Origin of the sequence: Vibrio sp. D401a (assembly GCF_030248515.1) — a bacterium.
Classification (GTDB): Bacteria; Pseudomonadota; Gammaproteobacteria; order Enterobacterales; family Vibrionaceae; genus Vibrio; species Vibrio rotiferianus.
The window spans coordinates 309482-324796 of sequence record NZ_JAHGAI010000012.1 but is presented as its reverse complement, the minus strand read 5'-3'; the positions used below and the strand labels follow the sequence as shown (position 1 = coordinate 324796).

Annotated in this window: 17 protein-coding genes; 2 read left to right on the top strand and 15 right to left on the bottom strand. The window is 43.5% G+C overall.

Translation table 11 applies throughout. From position 1 onward, the window contains the following. Positions 1-82: 82 nt before the first annotated feature. The 14 genes from pheT to thrS form a co-directional block, all read right to left on the bottom strand. Positions 83-2470, bottom strand: coding sequence for a phenylalanine--tRNA ligase subunit beta (pheT, locus tag KIV41_RS08235; protein WP_285336054.1), 2388 nt, complete (start codon positions 2468-2470; stop codon positions 83-85). An 18-nt stretch (positions 2471-2488) separates the two neighbouring features. After that, entirely contained in the window at positions 2489-3472 is a 984-nt protein-coding gene (gene pheS / locus KIV41_RS08230) for a phenylalanine--tRNA ligase subunit alpha (protein ID WP_285336053.1), read from the bottom strand. 233 nt (positions 3473-3705) lie between these two features. After that, complete coding sequence (locus KIV41_RS08225) at positions 3706-4824, bottom strand: GGDEF domain-containing protein (RefSeq protein ID WP_285336052.1); 1119 nt, start codon at positions 4822-4824, stop codon at positions 3706-3708. Between the two features lie 337 nt (positions 4825-5161). Further along, on the bottom strand, positions 5162-5971 hold the full coding sequence (locus KIV41_RS08220; RefSeq protein ID WP_010448682.1) for a helix-turn-helix transcriptional regulator: 810 nt from the start codon (positions 5969-5971) through the stop codon (positions 5162-5164). Between the two features lie 339 nt (positions 5972-6310). Next, positions 6311-6766 carry a hypothetical protein gene (locus KIV41_RS08215; RefSeq protein ID WP_038885006.1) on the bottom strand — a complete coding sequence of 152 codons (456 nt, stop codon included), beginning with the start codon at positions 6764-6766 and terminating at the stop codon, positions 6311-6313. Between the two features lie 143 nt (positions 6767-6909). Beyond that, positions 6910-7224: a heavy metal-binding domain-containing protein gene (locus KIV41_RS08210; RefSeq protein ID WP_285336062.1), complete on the bottom strand. Its 315-nt coding sequence runs from the start codon at positions 7222-7224 to the stop codon at positions 6910-6912. A 1-nt stretch (position 7225) separates the two neighbouring features. After that, entirely contained in the window at positions 7226-7615 is a 390-nt protein-coding gene (locus tag KIV41_RS08205; RefSeq protein ID WP_285336051.1) for a VOC family protein, read from the bottom strand. A 10-nt stretch (positions 7616-7625) separates the two neighbouring features. Continuing rightward, a complete protein-coding gene (locus tag KIV41_RS08200; protein WP_285336050.1) occupies positions 7626-8006 on the bottom strand; it encodes a RidA family protein in 381 nt (126 codons plus the stop codon). Between the two features lie 15 nt (positions 8007-8021). After that, the gene (locus KIV41_RS08195; RefSeq protein ID WP_010448672.1) at positions 8022-8306 is read right to left on the bottom strand and encodes a MazG nucleotide pyrophosphohydrolase domain-containing protein; all 285 of its coding nucleotides are present in this window, start codon (positions 8304-8306) and stop codon (positions 8022-8024) included. Between the two features lie 59 nt (positions 8307-8365). Continuing rightward, entirely contained in the window at positions 8366-8911 is a 546-nt protein-coding gene (locus KIV41_RS08190) for an N-acetyltransferase (RefSeq protein ID WP_045390355.1), read from the bottom strand. 222 nt (positions 8912-9133) lie between these two features. Further along, positions 9134-9487 carry a 50S ribosomal protein L20 gene (gene rplT / locus KIV41_RS08185; protein ID WP_004727974.1) on the bottom strand — a complete coding sequence of 118 codons (354 nt, stop codon included), beginning with the start codon at positions 9485-9487 and terminating at the stop codon, positions 9134-9136. A 40-nt stretch (positions 9488-9527) separates the two neighbouring features. Next, positions 9528-9722: a 50S ribosomal protein L35 gene (rpmI, locus tag KIV41_RS08180; protein ID WP_010448653.1), complete on the bottom strand. Its 195-nt coding sequence runs from the start codon at positions 9720-9722 to the stop codon at positions 9528-9530. Between the two features lie 123 nt (positions 9723-9845). Beyond that, on the bottom strand, positions 9846-10397 hold the full coding sequence (gene infC / locus KIV41_RS08175; RefSeq protein ID WP_081469140.1) for a translation initiation factor IF-3: 552 nt from the start codon (positions 10395-10397) through the stop codon (positions 9846-9848). Between the two features lie 3 nt (positions 10398-10400). Then, positions 10401-12329, bottom strand: a complete 1929-nt coding sequence (gene thrS, locus KIV41_RS08170; protein ID WP_010448649.1) for a threonine--tRNA ligase — start codon at positions 12327-12329, stop codon at positions 10401-10403. A 290-nt stretch (positions 12330-12619) separates the two neighbouring features. On the opposite strand from thrS, the gene KIV41_RS08165 reads away from it, so the two are divergent. Beyond that, positions 12620-13606: a DUF3187 family protein gene (locus tag KIV41_RS08165; protein ID WP_285336049.1), complete on the top strand. Its 987-nt coding sequence runs from the start codon at positions 12620-12622 to the stop codon at positions 13604-13606. 5 nt (positions 13607-13611) lie between these two features. Here KIV41_RS08165 and KIV41_RS08160 read toward each other — a convergent pair whose 3' ends face one another. Beyond that, positions 13612-14355, bottom strand: a complete 744-nt coding sequence (locus tag KIV41_RS08160) for a sporulation protein (protein WP_071236197.1) — start codon at positions 14353-14355, stop codon at positions 13612-13614. Between the two features lie 189 nt (positions 14356-14544). Between KIV41_RS08160 and hutC the strand changes: the two genes are divergently transcribed. Then, entirely contained in the window at positions 14545-15252 is a 708-nt protein-coding gene (gene hutC, locus KIV41_RS08155; RefSeq protein ID WP_285336048.1) for a histidine utilization repressor, read from the top strand. Positions 15253-15315: the final 63 nt, after the last annotated feature.

The following is a 15315-nucleotide window of genomic DNA, read 5'->3' as shown; positions in this document are numbered from 1 at the left end:
TCTATTCTCTATTCTCTAGATATAAAAAAACCCTGCCAGTTTGGCAGGGTTTTCATTTCTTAAGAAGATACGTTACGCGAGATTAGTCACGTAGAGACGCACCAAACTTCTCAGAAACGTGAGCAACGATAGCGTCAACCGCACCAGCGATATCTGCATCTTCAAGCGTACGCTCAAGTGACTGTAGAGTCAGAGCGATTGCTAGGCTCTTCTTACCTTCTTCAACGCCTTTACCTACGTAAACGTCGAACAGTTTCGCATCTTTAAGGAACTCGCCACCTTGCTCTAGACAAGCGTTAACGATGTCACCAGATGCAACAGCTTCATCCACGACTACCGCGATATCACGACGGTTTGAAGGGAACTTAGAAAGTGCTACCGCTTCTGGGATCACTTTGCTGTTGATTGCAGACCATTCGATTTCGAATACGATAGTACGACCGTTTAGACCGAACTTACGCTCAAGCTCAGGGTGAACTGTACCGATCACGCCCACTTCTTTGCCATCTACGATGATTGCCGCAGATTGACCTGGGTGAAGTGCTGGGTGCTTAGCTGCAGCGAAAGAGTATGCTTTTTCGTTCGCAGATAGCTCTAGAATTGCTTCTAGATCGCCCTTAAGGTCGAAGAAATCAACAGTGTTAGTTTCGATATCCCAGTGCTCTTCACCGCGAGTACCAGCGATAACACCTGCAAGCATTGGCTCTTGGCGCATGCCGTTTTCTGCAGATTCACATGGGATGAAACGTAGGCCGTATTCGAATAGACGAACGCGTGGCTGTTGACGCTTCTGGTTGTGAACAACCGTATTCAGCAGACCTTGGATAAGACCAAGACGCATTGCTGACATGTCTGCAGAAATTGGGTTTGGAAGCACTAAAGGCTCAACACCAGGTACCACTAGCTTTTGTTGCTCAGGCTCAACGAAGCTGTATGTGATTGCTTCGTGGTAACCACGGTCAACAAGAAGATCACGAACGCGTTTCAGTGGAAGATCCGCTTCAACGTGGTTGTGCATCTTAAGTGCTGCTGCTGGGTGTTGGTTAGGGATGTTGTCGTAACCGTAAATACGGCCAACTTCTTCAATCAGGTCTTGCTCGATAGCGATATCGAAACGCCATGTTGGCGCTACTGCCACCCAACCTTCTTCAGAAGCTTCAACAGTCAAACCTAGGCGCTCTAGGATTTCTACTACGTCAGCATCAGCGATGTGGTGACCTAGTAGGTTGTCTAGTTTAGTGCGACGCAGAGCAACTTTGTTTGGCTTAGGTAGGTCTGCTTCAGACTCTACTGCAACAACAGGTGCTACTTCACCGCCACAGATTTCAACAAGAAGCTGAGTTGCACGCTCCATTGCGCTCACTTGTAGTGCGTAATCCACACCACGCTCGAAACGCATTGAAGAATCAGTGTGAAGACCATAGCTACGAGCGCGACCGCGGATGTGGTCAGGTGCAAAGAATGCACACTCTAGTAGAACGTCTTTAGTCTCAGTTGTTACACCAGACTCTTCACCACCAAAGATACCTGCGATTGCAAGTGCTTTGTTGTGGTCAGCTACAACTAATGTATCTGCGTTTAGTTCTGCTTCGCTGCCATCAAGAAGTGTTAGCTTCTCACCTTGCTCAGCCATACGAACTACGATGCCACCATCGATCTTCGCTAGATCGAACGCGTGCATTGGTTGGCCTTGCTCTAGAAGAACGTAGTTAGTGATGTCTACTACTGGGTCAATAGAGCGGATACCACAACGGCGCAATTTCTCTTGCATCCATAGTGGTGTTTCAGCTTGAACGTTTACGTTCTTAACCACACGACCTAGGTAACGTGGACATGCAGCAGGTGCTTTTACTTCGATAGACACTTTGTCTTCGATTGAAGCTGCTACTGCTTCTACTGATGGCTCAGTCACGTCAGCACGGTTAAGTACGCCAACTTCACGAGCTAGACCACGGATGCTGAAACAGTCAGCGCGGTTTGCTGTTAGGTCTACGTCTACCGTTACGTCGTCTAGGCCTAGGAATTCACGGAAATCGGTACCGATTACTGCGTCTTCTGCTAGTTCCATGATGCCATCTGACTCAACGTCGATACCTAGTTCAGTGAATGAACAAAGCATGCCGTGAGATGGTTGACCACGTAGTTTCGCTTTTTTGATTTTGAAATCGCCTGGAAGAACAGCACCAACAGTTGCTACTGCTACTTTCAGACCTTGACGACAGTTAGGTGCGCCACAAACGATGTCTAGAAGCTCTTCTTCACCCACGTCAACTTTAGTCACGCGCAGTTTGTCTGCATCTGGGTGTTGACCACATTCAACAACGTGACCAACTTTAACGCCGTTGAACGTACCTGCTACAGGTAGCACGTCATCAACTTCTAGACCCGCCATTGTAATTTGGTGAGTTAGTTCGTCAGTGGTAATCGAAGGACTAACCCACTCACGAAGCCATGATTCGCTGAATTTCATAGTGATTTATCCCCTGGATTACTTGAACTGTTTTAGGAAACGAAGATCGTTCTCGAAGAACGCACGTAGGTCGTTTACGCCGTAACGAAGCATTGTTAGACGCTCAACACCCATACCGAATGCGAAACCAGAGTATTTTTCAGGGTCGATGCCTACACTACGTAGTACGTTCGGGTGAACCATACCGCAGCCTAGTACTTCTAGCCATTTACCGTTTTTGCCTTTCACGTCAACTTCTGCTGAAGGCTCAGTGAACGGGAAGTATGATGGACGGAAACGTACTTCTACTTCCTCTTCGAAGAAGTTACATAGGAATTCGTGCAGGATACCTTTCAGCTGTGCGAAGTTTACGTTCTCATCAACCAGCATGCCTTCCACTTGGTGGAACATTGGCGTGTGCGTTTGGTCGTAGTCGTTACGGTATACACGACCTGGTGCGATGAAACGGAATGGTGGTTTACCATTTTCCATCGTACGGATCTGTACGCCTGACGTGTGAGTACGAAGCATCAAATCTGGGTTGAAGAAGAAAGTATCGTGGTCAGTACGCGCTGGGTGATCAGCTGCGATGTTTAGTGCATCAAAGTTGTGGAATGCATCTTCGATTTCTGGACCAGACTCTGTGTTAAAGCCAAGTTCGCCGAAGAACTTCTCAATACGCTCAACAGTACGAGTAACTGGGTGTAAACCACCGTTCTCGATACGACGACCTGGTAGTGTTACGTCGATCGTTTCTGCTGCTAGCTTCGCTTCTAGTTCTGCACGTTGTAGTGCGTCTTTACGAGCTGCGATAGCTTGCTGAACTACGCCTTTCGCTTTGTTGATCTCTTGACCAGCTTCACGGCGTTCTTCCGGTGGTAGTTTACCTAGGCTTTGAAGTTGAGCAGTTAGCTCACCTTTTTTACCTAGATACTGAACACGCACTTCATCAAGTACGACTAGCGATTCTGCAGCTTCAATTGCTGCACTCGCGTTAGCAATGATCTCTTCTAGATGTTGCATCGTTTCCTCATCTACCTATTGGTAGTGTCCATAAAGGAGTGATTGGTTTTTTGATAGCTGTACATAGTAGCCAAACCAGCCACCAATGCCAAATTGAATTACGAAAAGAAGAGGTTATTGAATAAAAAGAAGGCAAAAACGTAAAAAAACAACTAACCATACAAACGTTCAACCGCACTCAATCAACTCAAGTGCGATTTGGATGCACTATGATTGTGTTTTTACTTACTTAATCACAGCGATGACGCTTGGACCGAACACACTGTGTTTTTACCGTTTTGTTTGGCTAAATAGACAGATTCATCGGCAGCCTTGATGAGATCAGTATACGTTTTCATCTCGTTGCGACGTTCAGCGACACCGACACTTATACTGCCTCGCCAAGGCTCAAGACCTGTTGGTATGAGGATATGAGAAATTTGCTTTCTTACCGCTTCAGCGACATGTAAACCGCCTTTAAGTTGAGTCTCTGGACAAATTACCAAGAATTCATCCCCACCTAGACGGCAGACAATATCATCACTTCTGAAATAATGTCTTAACGCCTTGGCCAACTCGCTGAGTACAACATCTCCAGCGTCATGACCACAAGTGTCGTTAACCTGTTTAAAGTAGTCAGCATCAATCATGATACAAACTAAAGGCTCGAGCTGCATGTCCTGTTCTTGCCAACAGTTTTTTAAAGTGCGAATTGCACTACGGCGATTGGGTAATCCTGTCAGCGAGTCAGTGAGTGACAGCTCTTCAAGTTGCTTATTTGCTTGAGATAGCTGTTTCGTTCGCTCTGCGACTTTTTCCTCTAGAACCAAGTTAAGCTTCAATAACTCACGATTCCGCTCTGATACTTGAAGAAAAAGTGCGCTTAATGCCTCTAGCAAAGGCTCGGTGGAGTTGTCTGCTTTGCGCTCTTCGGTTTCATAGGCGTCCAAGGGCGAGCTACCATTTTTGATAGCTTCAACTTGACGAGCCATATTTTGATCAATACCTAGAATATGGTAAGCCAACCAGTGAATTAGAAAATCAAGAAGTTGTTCTGCTGCTTTTTTATTCTCTTCGCTAATAAAGCTTTGCATGCTAACAATGTCTGTCATGAAAGAGCGATGAACTTGTATGTGCTTTTGAATATGATCGTAATGCACCCCAACTTCACGCATTAGATTTTCTTCTTCCTTGAAGTGGAACTCTGCATAACGAGACAGCTCGAATAAAGCCAATTGTATGTCTTGAAGTGATATATTGTTGTGCGCTAGGAGTTCACCATATTTATTGATGAATTCCACGAGATACTGGTGCTGCTCATCGACTAGCTCTATTCCAGTTTCAAAATACTTATCCCAACGAAATGAATTCACCGTTACAACTCCTAACCAACGAACTGGCATATTCAGTTGCTTATGTGCAGCAACTAATACCACAATTAATACAAGGAATAGTAACGATAAATATCAGTAATTGCTTTAATAGTCAGTCAAAATAATGACGTAGATCTCTATACCGTACGACTTTTGACTTAACCCTCAAATTTAATCTAAAGTCGTATTGAATAGAGCTAAATAAACTCCCCTCCATGAACAAGAAGCTACAAGCCGATAAGCATTTCCTTCATGAAAAGCTAAGTGTCAACGCCAACTGTGTATGGTTGAGTTAAAAACTTAGCATTCAAACTCTCCCTAACACTCCGGAAAACTCCTATATAGACAAGCTAGGTTTATCACCTGCCGATGCTATTGCATAGCGAATGTCATCAATAAAATGCTGCTGAGTCTCGATTATACCGTCTGAAAAGGTAACGGGTTCATGAGGTCCGGCAATCAAAAGTACGTTGGTAAAATCTGATACATTAAAGTTCTCTGCCACCACGTTCTTTGAATGAAAATCTAATACGATTTTGGCAACTTTCTCTTCAAGTACGAGTAGTTGCTCCTCTGTTATTTTCATTCTCGATAATGCAACACGAACACACTTTTCCTGTTTCGTTGTTTGTTCCTTTATGATCTCTGTATATTTGTCATTAAGCTTTGAGTTGTCGGCATAACTATAATAGAGAGGACCATGCAACGTGATGTTGTTTTCCTCATCGACATAAACCAGATCGAGCAGTTCAAGCGCTCCCAGATAATCTGACATGCTTTGTTTTGAAAGATCATACTTTTTCATGAGAATGGTATAGCCGTCTTTTCCTCGTAGCATACGTAGTTCACGGTAGAAATCGTAAAGGTGGGGAAATTGGAAAAAGACTTCGTCTTGCGTGTGGCTAAAGTAGTCCTGATCCTCAGCTTGAAGTTGGTTAGCCAGCTTTTGTAACTCATCTAATGTGCAATCTACTGCTCGACAGTACTCTAGTAGTTTATCTAAAGCTAGGTTCGTACTAGTAAGATGGCGCTTGAAGGTTGACAGCGGCATCCCCATTTTTTCTGATAGCTCTCGATACGTTAGCCCTTTTGTTTTTATCGCCTGCCTTAACGCTGCCAACAAGTACTCGGGAGTGAGTTCTCTCATTAAAAGTTCCTAGTTCTCTGTTACGTTTATATTATATTTGTAACAATTTAGAACCAAGTAGCAAGACATAAGTTCATATTTTTATAAGAAAAACATGAATTAATATATCATTGATCACATTTATCAACCCGATACCTGCCCACAAAATGCATTCAGTTTCATTATAAATTACAAATCATTTAGATTATAAACATTGTAAACAACATGCTATTCGTCGCATTTAATGCTATTTTTAAGCGGCAATTTGAGTATTTCCTACTCAAAGCATAACCCTAATTTAGAATATTCACCCTAAAAAGCATGTTGGCAAAATTGCATCTTTATGCAAAGTCGTAATGTTTATTTTCGGTGAATTGCTTTTTTGCAAACACTACGATCGACATCAACCAAGTGAGCACGTAAAAACAGTAAGTGGATAACAGAGATTCCAAAAATAATGATAGGAATGTAGATGCTCGGCACTGATACCGCGATGTGAACCAAAGTCATTTTGAGCTTTTCAATTGCTCCAACCGAATGCTCAATTCCTTTGATATTGCCATCAGCAAAAATACCAAAAGCAAGATAATACAACATTAGATACATCAAGATAGATTCTTTCCACTGCCCTCTCTCCAAGTGAAGAATAGCCACAATGGAAACAAGCCAAGACAATAGTAATAAAGCAAGCAAACCCAAGAAGTCGATAGGAAAAGACAACATGGTGGCAAGTAGATTACCTTTAGCTGCTAACGTCGCAACGAGCAAGCAAACGCAGAAAGTCACAATCGTATTGTTTAACACCGTATCACGCATAAATACACCTCCCTTTTCAGGGGGCGGATTATGAATCACAATCGACCATCTGCATTTTGCTTAAGAGGGTTAGTCGAGGGAGAGTTTACAAATCCATCTTATTAATCATGACTTTGCAACACACCGTACAGTGCTACCTATTTCTAAACGAGCTTTACTGCGGTGCCAAATGCAAGAATTTCCGAAGAGCCATCGACAATCGAACTGGTGGTAAAACGGATGCCGACGACGGCATCTGCTCCTAGGTTCGCTGCATCTTCAACCATTCTTTGAATAGCAATATTACGGGCTTCAGTCATCATTTCGGTATAGCCTCGAATCTCTCCGCCAACAATGCTTTTTAAACCGGCCATGAAGTCACGCCCAATGTGCTTTGACTGAACCATATTGCCCGTCACGACACCTTTTATCTCGGCAATCTCTCGTCCAGGAATCGTCTCGGTTGTTGAATAAATCATGTTATACCTCAGTAAGATAGTTAGATAACTCAATTAAGTTACCATCTGGGTCTCTGATGTAAACCGATAGGATGTTACCAATTGCACCTGTCCGTTGGACGGGGCCATCAATAACCTCGATAGAATGGACGTCTAAATGGGAAAGCACGTTTGCAATTGGCGTATCACATACAAAACACAAGTCGGCACTCCCAGAGGTCACCTGACTAGCCTTAGGTTCAAATTCATTGCCAAGCTGATGAAGATTTATCTTCTGCCGTCCATATACCAAAGCAACACGCCCTTCCCCAAAAATAACACTTTCCATACCTAGAACTTGAGTATAAAAATCCAGTGTGGTTTGAATGTCTTTAACAGTCAGTACAAGGTGATCCAAGCGATTTATTTTCATTAAAGCCTCTCTACAATGCTTCAAACGAGATGACTGCCTCAATCTCAATAGATAAGTCGGGGTGAATCAAACGGCTCACCTCGACTAATGAACAAGCTGGCAAATAACCTTCATAGAAGTCGAATAACACCGAACGAATCTCTGGCAATTGGTTCATGTCGGTTACAAATATCGTCAGCTTGACCAAATCGCGTTTCTCTCTTTGTTCTTCTGTGAGTATCTGCGACAAGTAAGACAGAATCGTTTTTGTTTGCTCGATTAGGCTTTCACTTTGGCTTGGAGAACCCATAGCTGTCAGCCCTGACACATATAAAGTCTCACAATGTCTCGTGGCATGAACATAAGGACCAGAAATTTGCGGCAAAAATTCGTAACTGATTCGTTGAACCATGTTGTCTCCCCTTCCCTAGCGGTTGTATTTTCGTTTGTTCAGTATCTCTTTCACTTGGTGCGTTTTTTCTAAATCTATCTCATAAACATTGGCCAGCGCACAAATATAATAGAGTGCGTCATAGAGCTCTTCCGCGATTGTTCCTTTAATTGTGTCTTCTGTCGGCTGACCTGTAGCGCCTTTCCTAATCGACTCAGACAGTTCACCTACTTCTTCAATGAGTTTGAGAAAGTAATGGTGCTTCTGTTCCGGGTCGTGATCAAACTCTTTTATATGCGCTTGTAGTTCACGGATTTTCATTCCTAGTCCTTTTGCTTGTTGTCCGATTCCACCCTACCATAAGTAGATAACAGAATGATTTAACGTGATATTCCTTTGCTTAAAACAATGCAGTGATAGTCGCGCCCTAACTCATGCTCAGTATCATCAAATTGCTCTATCTGATTGAAGCCTTGCTTAAACCAAAAACGAAAAGCGTCGATATTCTCAACGTACACGTTCAGCATAGCTTTATCGAAAGGCGCATACTCAAGAGCAACTGCCAGTGTGCTATCAACGATTTCCTTTCCTAAACCTCTACCTTGATACTTAGGAGTCAGGCACAACATTGGTATCCATAAACATTCTTTCTCAGGAAAATTCAGTTCGAGTTGGATATAACCTATAGCATCCCCCTCTTTTGTCGAGATTTTCCTGAGGTAGAAGGCTTCTAGGTCTTCCGGCCTTTTCAGCAAAGCACTCTTTGAAATTAGCGCTTCATACTCGCAAATCGGCCAGTCACGAAAGGTATGGTCTTGAGCCACTTTTGGATGATTAGAGGCAAATAGAGACTTAGCCAATTCGGCCTGCGTGGTGTTGAAAGTTGAAAAAATTAAATTCTTTGATTCCCAATAGCTCGGTAACACAGATACTCCTTATCCATGATGTGATGAGTAGGGGCAAAATAACAAATCCAGTCATCAGAGCAACTGATTTGGTTAGAGTTGGGATGTAAGCAGGGAAACGGGAAACGGGAAACGGGAAACGGGAAACGGGAAACGGGAAACGGGAAAGTTTACGCCAGCGAAAGCTGAAGGCAATAAAAAAGGAGAGCTAATGCTCTCCTTCTCTTAATCCTAAACTGCTAATTAAAGAGCAGCTTTCGCTTTTTCAACTAGAACAGCAAATGCTGCTTTGTCGAATACTGCGATGTCCGCTAGGATCTTACGGTCAATCTCGATAGATGCTTTCTTAAGACCGTTGATGAAACGGCTGTAAGATAGACCATTTTGACGAGATGCTGCGTTGATACGTGCAATCCATAGTTGACGGAATTGACGTTTCTTAGCGCGACGGTCACGGTAAGCGTATTGACCAGCTTTAGTAACTGCTTGGAAAGCTACGCGGTAAACACGTGAACGTGCACCGTAGTAACCTTTAGCTTGTTTTAGAACTTTCTTATGACGTGCACGAGCTTGTACACCACGTTTTACGCGAGGCATTATGCTTCTCCTAAACTAAACGATTGATAACTAAAAAGAATTAAGCGTATGGCATCATACGAACAACTGCAGCAACTTCACAACGTGGAAGAATTGCATTTGGACGTAGTTGACGCTTGTTCTTAGTAGTACGCTTAGTCAGGATGTGACGTTTAGTAGCGTGCTTGTACTTAATACCACCAGCAGTTTTCTTAAAACGCTTAGCAGCACCTTTGTTGGTTTTCATCTTAGGCATGATGAATAACTCCGCATTGAGTAGGTTTAATAAACAACGTAATTAGGGCGAACAAAACCCAGCCGCTATACCTTTTATTAGAAGGAAAGGCGGCTAGGTCTTAATTACTTGATGAGCCGTTAATTACTTCTTTTTAGGGGCAAGAACCATGATCATCTGACGACCTTCAATCTTACTTGGGAAAGATTCCACTACAGCAAAGTCTACAGTGTCTTCTTTCAAGCGATTTAGAACGTCAACACCGATGTCTTGGTGTGCCATTTCTCGGCCACGGAAGCGAATTGTTACCTTCACTTTGTTGCCTTCTTCAAGGAAACGCGTCAGGTTGCGTAGTTTTACCTGATAGTCTCCAATATCAGTTCCAGGACGGAATTTTACTTCCTTAATCTGAACCTGCTTTTGCTTTTTCTTCTGCTCTTTAGCAGATTTGCTCTTCTCAAAGAGGAATTTGCCGTAGTCCATAACACGACATACTGGCGGCTCAGCGTTAGGACTGATCTCCACAAGATCCATGCCTGCTTCTTCAGCAGCTGCGATCGCTTCTTGAATCGATACAACACCAACTGATTCACCGTCAGCGCCTGTTAGTCGAACTTCACGAACGCCACGAATTTCACCGTTCATACGGTGTGGGTTTTGTTTTACCGGCTGTTGGCCGCGTCTTCCGCCTTTAATAGCTTATTCCTCCAGATTGAGCTTACGGCTTGAAATCTCGTCTTGGATGTATGAAATGAAATCATCCACTTTAAATTTGCCGAGATCTTTACCTTTACGAGTACGTACTGCGATTTCGCCTGCTTCCATCTCTTGGTCACCGACAACAAGCATATACGGTACACGCTTCAAAGTGTGTTCGCGGATTTTAAAGCCAATCTTCTCATTTCTCAAGTCCGCTTTAGCTCTAATTCCACTTTTTTGTAGTTTTTGTACTACTTCCTGAACATAATCTGACTGTTTATCAGTAATGTTCATAAGAATTGCCTGTTCCGGCGCCAACCAAGTTGGGAAGAAACCTGCATAATCTTCGATAAGAATACCAATGAAACGCTCTAGTGAACCTAGAATCGCACGGTGAATCATCACCGGAACAAGACGTTCATTGTTTTCACCTACATAAGTTGCACCTAGGCGACCTGGTAGGTTGAAGTCTAGCTGAACAGTACCACACTGCCATGCACGGTCTAGACAGTCGTATAGTGTAAATTCGATCTTAGGACCGTAGAATGCACCCTCGCCTTCTTGAATCTCGTATGGAATCTCCATTGATTCTAGAGACTGTTTCAATGCTTCTTCAGATTGATCCCAGATTTCGTCTGAACCTACGCGTTTTTCTGGACGAGTAGACAGTTTCACTACGATGTTGTCGAAACCAAATGTTTGGTACGTATCGTACACCATCTTGATACAATTTGTTACTTCTTCTTGAATTTGGCTCTCAGTACAGAAAATGTGAGCGTCATCCTGAGTGAAGCCACGTACACGCATAATACCGTGTAGTGCACCAGATGGTTCGTTACGGTGACATGAGCCGAACTCAGCCATACGTAGTGGTAGGTCGCGGTACGATTTTAGACCTTGGTTAAAGATCTGTACGTGACCTGGACAGTTCATTGGCTTGATCGCGTATTCACGGTTCTCAGAAGAAGTTGTGAACATCGCGTCTGCGTATTTGTCCCAGTGACCAGAGCGCTCCCAAAGAACACGGTCCATCATTAGAGGACCTTTTACTTCTTGGTAACCGTACTCATCTAACTTAGCGCGGATGAATACTTCTAGATCACGGAAGATAGACCAACCGTTGTGATGCCAGAACACCATGCCTGGTGCTTCTTGCTGCATGTGGAATAGGTCTAGTTGCTTACCAATCTTACGGTGGTCACGCTTAGCTGCTTCTTCTAAACGAGTTAGGTGCGCTTTCAATGCTTTCTTATCGTGGAAAGCGGTACCGTAGATACGTTGAAGCATTTTGTTGTCGCTGTTACCACGCCAGTAAGCACCTGCAACATTCAATAGAGTGAAGTGTTGGCAGAAGCTCATGTTAGGGACGTGAGGACCACGACACATGTCGATGTATTCTTCATGGTGGTAAAGGCCTGGACGATCATCACGAGATACGTTTTCGTCTAGGATTTCCACTTTGTATGGTTCGCCACGTGATTCAAATGTATCACGTGCTTCCTGCCAGCTAACTTTTTTCTTAACAACTTCGTACTTGGTTTTCGCTAGCTCTTTCATACGCTTTTCAATCTTTTCAAGATCGTCTTGCGTTAGAGACTCATCTAAGTCGATGTCGTAGTAGAAGCCGTTGTCGATGGTTGGACCGATCGCCATTTTAGCTTGAGGGTAAAGCTGCTTAAGAGCGTGACCAAGAAGGTGAGCACAAGAGTGGCGAACGATTTCTAGACCGTCTACTTCATCTTTTACTGTGATGATCTCAAGGCTTGCGTCTTCTTCAATTAGATCGCACGCATCAACGCGGTTACCGTTTACACGACCAGCGATAGTTGCTTTTGCAAGACCAGGACCGATCGATTGCGCAACTTCCATAGTAGAAACTGGGTTGTCAAATTGACGCTGACTGCCGTCAGGAAGAGTAATAATAGGCATGCTATGTCCTTTACAGTGGTGTTGCACACCAAGCAACACATGTTATTCAAATTAGAAGATATTTCGAGAGTCGATGACGGTCGCTCAGTAACACGAATACCGGACCTTCATCGGAACGAGGATTGTACATAGCTCACATTTAGAATGCAAAGGTGGAATTAAATTGAGCTAAGTTATTTCATATTCATCAGAAGCTGCGGATTGATGAATTAATTAAATTGAACGGCGTTCGATATTCAATGAAACTATAATTAATTTTATTGATAAAGATATAGTTAAGAAAGCATCTTATGTATTTTAGATTGAGACTAAGTGTTATTTCCTTACTCACTGCTTATCCTTCTATTACATATGCTACTAGCGACCTTTACGGCCCGCTTCGTTCATATGCTCAATCTCCTATCCAGGTTGTCAGCCACACCAATGTCCTTCGCTCTGGATATAGCCTCCCCTCCGGTTATGTTGAAGCGTATACGTCAGGCACAATTGCTAGCGTCTGGGCTCATACCAGCGACTATTCACTCGACTATTACCACAACCAACTCGAGTTAGGCGGCAAGTGGCAAATCAATGAAAAGTGGCAATGGGAGTTGAACTATCGCTGGGTTTTTGCAGCAGATAACCATTTAGATGGACTGACCGAAAGCTTTCACGACTTTTTTGGTATTGGACAGAATGGACGTGATGAGGTCGATAAGAACCGTTTCTATATGTCGATGCCTGAATACGACATATTAATAGAAGATTTCGAAGGCGAAACGCTAGCGAATAATCTCTCTACCTACCTTCAATATCAGCTATTACAAAATGAGCATCATGGTCTGTCTATTGGCGGGAGTCTCTATTACAACGATGTGCCACACGGTACCTTCAAAGGTACAAGCTTTGAGCAAGGCCTACAAATTAATTACACCTACCAATTGAATTCAGCCAATGTGTTCTATTCGATGGTTGGAATGACATTCCGCTCTGGCGATCGTGCTCTAAAAGACTTCCCCTACCGCCACAACACCGCTGCATTTGCCTTCGGCTATCGGTATGCACTCAAAGAAAACCATCACTTCATTCTCGAATATCATTGGTATCAAGGTTCGACAGAAGGACCTAGCGAGTTTGCCGATGCATCAAATGAGTTTGTGATTGGATATCGCTATTTAATGGAGAACTCAGCTATTGAGATAATGGCGATTGAGAATGCGAGAAATATGGACAACAGTACCGATATCGCCTTTACGTTTGGATATCGGTACTTGTTCTCTCCAGAAACGGAGAGTTAGGAGTATTACAGATTTAACGTTGGCGCGACTGCTGCCGCAACTTGTGAATCAGACGCTCCGATCGGTAGCGAGAAAGAACGGTATTGGTCGCCAGACATGCTAAATGAGCGGTCAATCTCTGCTAAGCAATGGATCGTTCCACCATCCAAAATAAAGGAAAGCTCAATCTCTTTAGTAGAAACGAAACCGTTATTGCGGAACTCTAGTTCTTGGTAAATACCCGAGCGAGAAGAGAAAGTATTACCACGTAAGAAGCCTTTCTCTACATCCGCTTTCACCATGGTAAAACCAGCTTGCTCAATTGCTTGGATTACGCGTGAAGCCACTGGTAACGGCTTAACCTCGATGTAATCTCTATCTCGAGGGTCAATTGCAAAGTCGATATCTAGCGTGGTTTCAACCCACACGTGACACTGGTTTTTTAGCGCGCTCACTGCGGTGATAGGCGTTTCATCGTGCAATTTGAGCTCAAATGGAACTTGCTTTTCTTCATTGGGTTGAATAACAAACGGCTCTACTGCTTTCAGCTGATCGATAGTGAAAGTTTGATAGCTAACACTGTCATCTACTTCCACTTTCATTTCCGTGTTTAGTTTGATGGTGATGGCATCAATTTGCTGCTCCACATCACCGCCTTTGATTTGAACATGACCGCGTAAAGTCGCGCCTTGATATACGCTCATTTCATCTAAAATCGTATCTACTTTTGCTGAGCCGATACCAAGTGACGCTTTTAGTTTCTTAAACATGTGATTCCTTCGTGACTGTCTGTTTTCATTATTTTTATATCTGTTTACACAACAGATACGGCTCCTGCAAGTAATAGACTGCAAGAATGCGGAGTAATTCCTTTTATCAGCGCACAAAATGACTCTATCTGTTTGCAATTTGTGCATAGATTACGCACTATTTGTATAGTCAATTAAAAGGAAGTCATTATGTCTGCGCCCCTCTACATGCAAATCAAACAGTTTATCCTCGATAAAATTGATTCGGGTGAGTGGATGGTTGGACATCGTATCGCAACTGAAATCGAATTGACGGAACAGTTTGGTGTAAGCCGAATGACCGTTAACAAAGCGATTCGAGACTTAGTTAATGAAGGCAAACTGCAACGCCGACCTCGCCTCGGCACCTTTGTTTGTGATCCGACTGAGAAGTCTGAATCTCCCCTATTAGACATACGCAACATTGCCGATGAAATCATGAATCGGGGCCGCGCTCACCACAGTGAAGTGCTGCAACAAATCGCTATCAAAGCCGATGACAGTATTGCGACAAAACTTGGTGTGATGCTAGGTACCACAGTGTTTTACAGCGAGATCATCCACTTTGAAGACGGTAATCCAATCCAGCTTGAGCTGCGTTGGGTCAACAGCCAGTACGCGCCTAGTTACCTACGACAAGACTTTACTTGCATGACTCCAAACCAGTACCTTTCTGATAACTGTCCTCTCAGTGCAATAGAGCACACTGTTGAGGCGATAGTGCCAGAAGGACGCGTTAAACAAGACTTGAAAATGCAAGCTAACGAGCCTTGTTTACTGCTCAACCGTCGAACGTGGAGTCAAGATAAACTGGTGAGTACTGCGCTACTTTACCATCCGGGCAATAAGTACAAATTAAGCTCTAAGATCCTGCTATAAACTAGGCGTTACTTCTTCGTTTTGATCACATTTCAGCAACATTAGCCTTGCCAGTGATGCTTT

Coding starts and splice junctions, on each gene's coding strand:
- KIV41_RS08200 (WP_285336050.1), bottom strand. CDS start 8,006: ATGGTTCAACGAATCAGTTACGAATTTTTGCCGCAAATTTCTGGTCCT.
- pheS (WP_285336053.1), bottom strand. CDS start 3,472: ATGCAACATCTAGAAGAGATCATTGCTAACGCGAGTGCAGCAATTGAA.
- KIV41_RS08195 (WP_010448672.1), bottom strand. CDS start 8,306: ATGAAAATCCGTGAACTACAAGCGCATATAAAAGAGTTTGATCACGAC.
- KIV41_RS08215 (WP_038885006.1), bottom strand. CDS start 6,766: ATGCGTGATACGGTGTTAAACAATACGATTGTGACTTTCTGCGTTTGC.
- pheT (WP_285336054.1), bottom strand. CDS start 2,470: ATGAAATTCAGCGAATCATGGCTTCGTGAGTGGGTTAGTCCTTCGATT.
- hutC (WP_285336048.1), top strand. CDS start 14,545: ATGTCTGCGCCCCTCTACATGCAAATCAAACAGTTTATCCTCGATAAA.
- rpmI (WP_010448653.1), bottom strand. CDS start 9,722: ATGCCTAAGATGAAAACCAACAAAGGTGCTGCTAAGCGTTTTAAGAAA.
- KIV41_RS08205 (WP_285336051.1), bottom strand. CDS start 7,615: ATGAAAATAAATCGCTTGGATCACCTTGTACTGACTGTTAAAGACATT.
- KIV41_RS08210 (WP_285336062.1), bottom strand. CDS start 7,224: ATGATTTATTCAACAACCGAGACGATTCCTGGACGAGAGATTGCCGAG.
- KIV41_RS08160 (WP_071236197.1), bottom strand. CDS start 14,355: ATGTTTAAGAAACTAAAAGCGTCACTTGGTATCGGCTCAGCAAAAGTA.
- KIV41_RS08165 (WP_285336049.1), top strand. CDS start 12,620: ATGTATTTTAGATTGAGACTAAGTGTTATTTCCTTACTCACTGCTTAT.
- rplT (WP_004727974.1), bottom strand. CDS start 9,487: ATGCCTCGCGTAAAACGTGGTGTACAAGCTCGTGCACGTCATAAGAAA.
- KIV41_RS08220 (WP_010448682.1), bottom strand. CDS start 5,971: ATGAGAGAACTCACTCCCGAGTACTTGTTGGCAGCGTTAAGGCAGGCG.
- thrS (WP_010448649.1), bottom strand. CDS start 12,329: ATGCCTATTATTACTCTTCCTGACGGCAGTCAGCGTCAATTTGACAAC.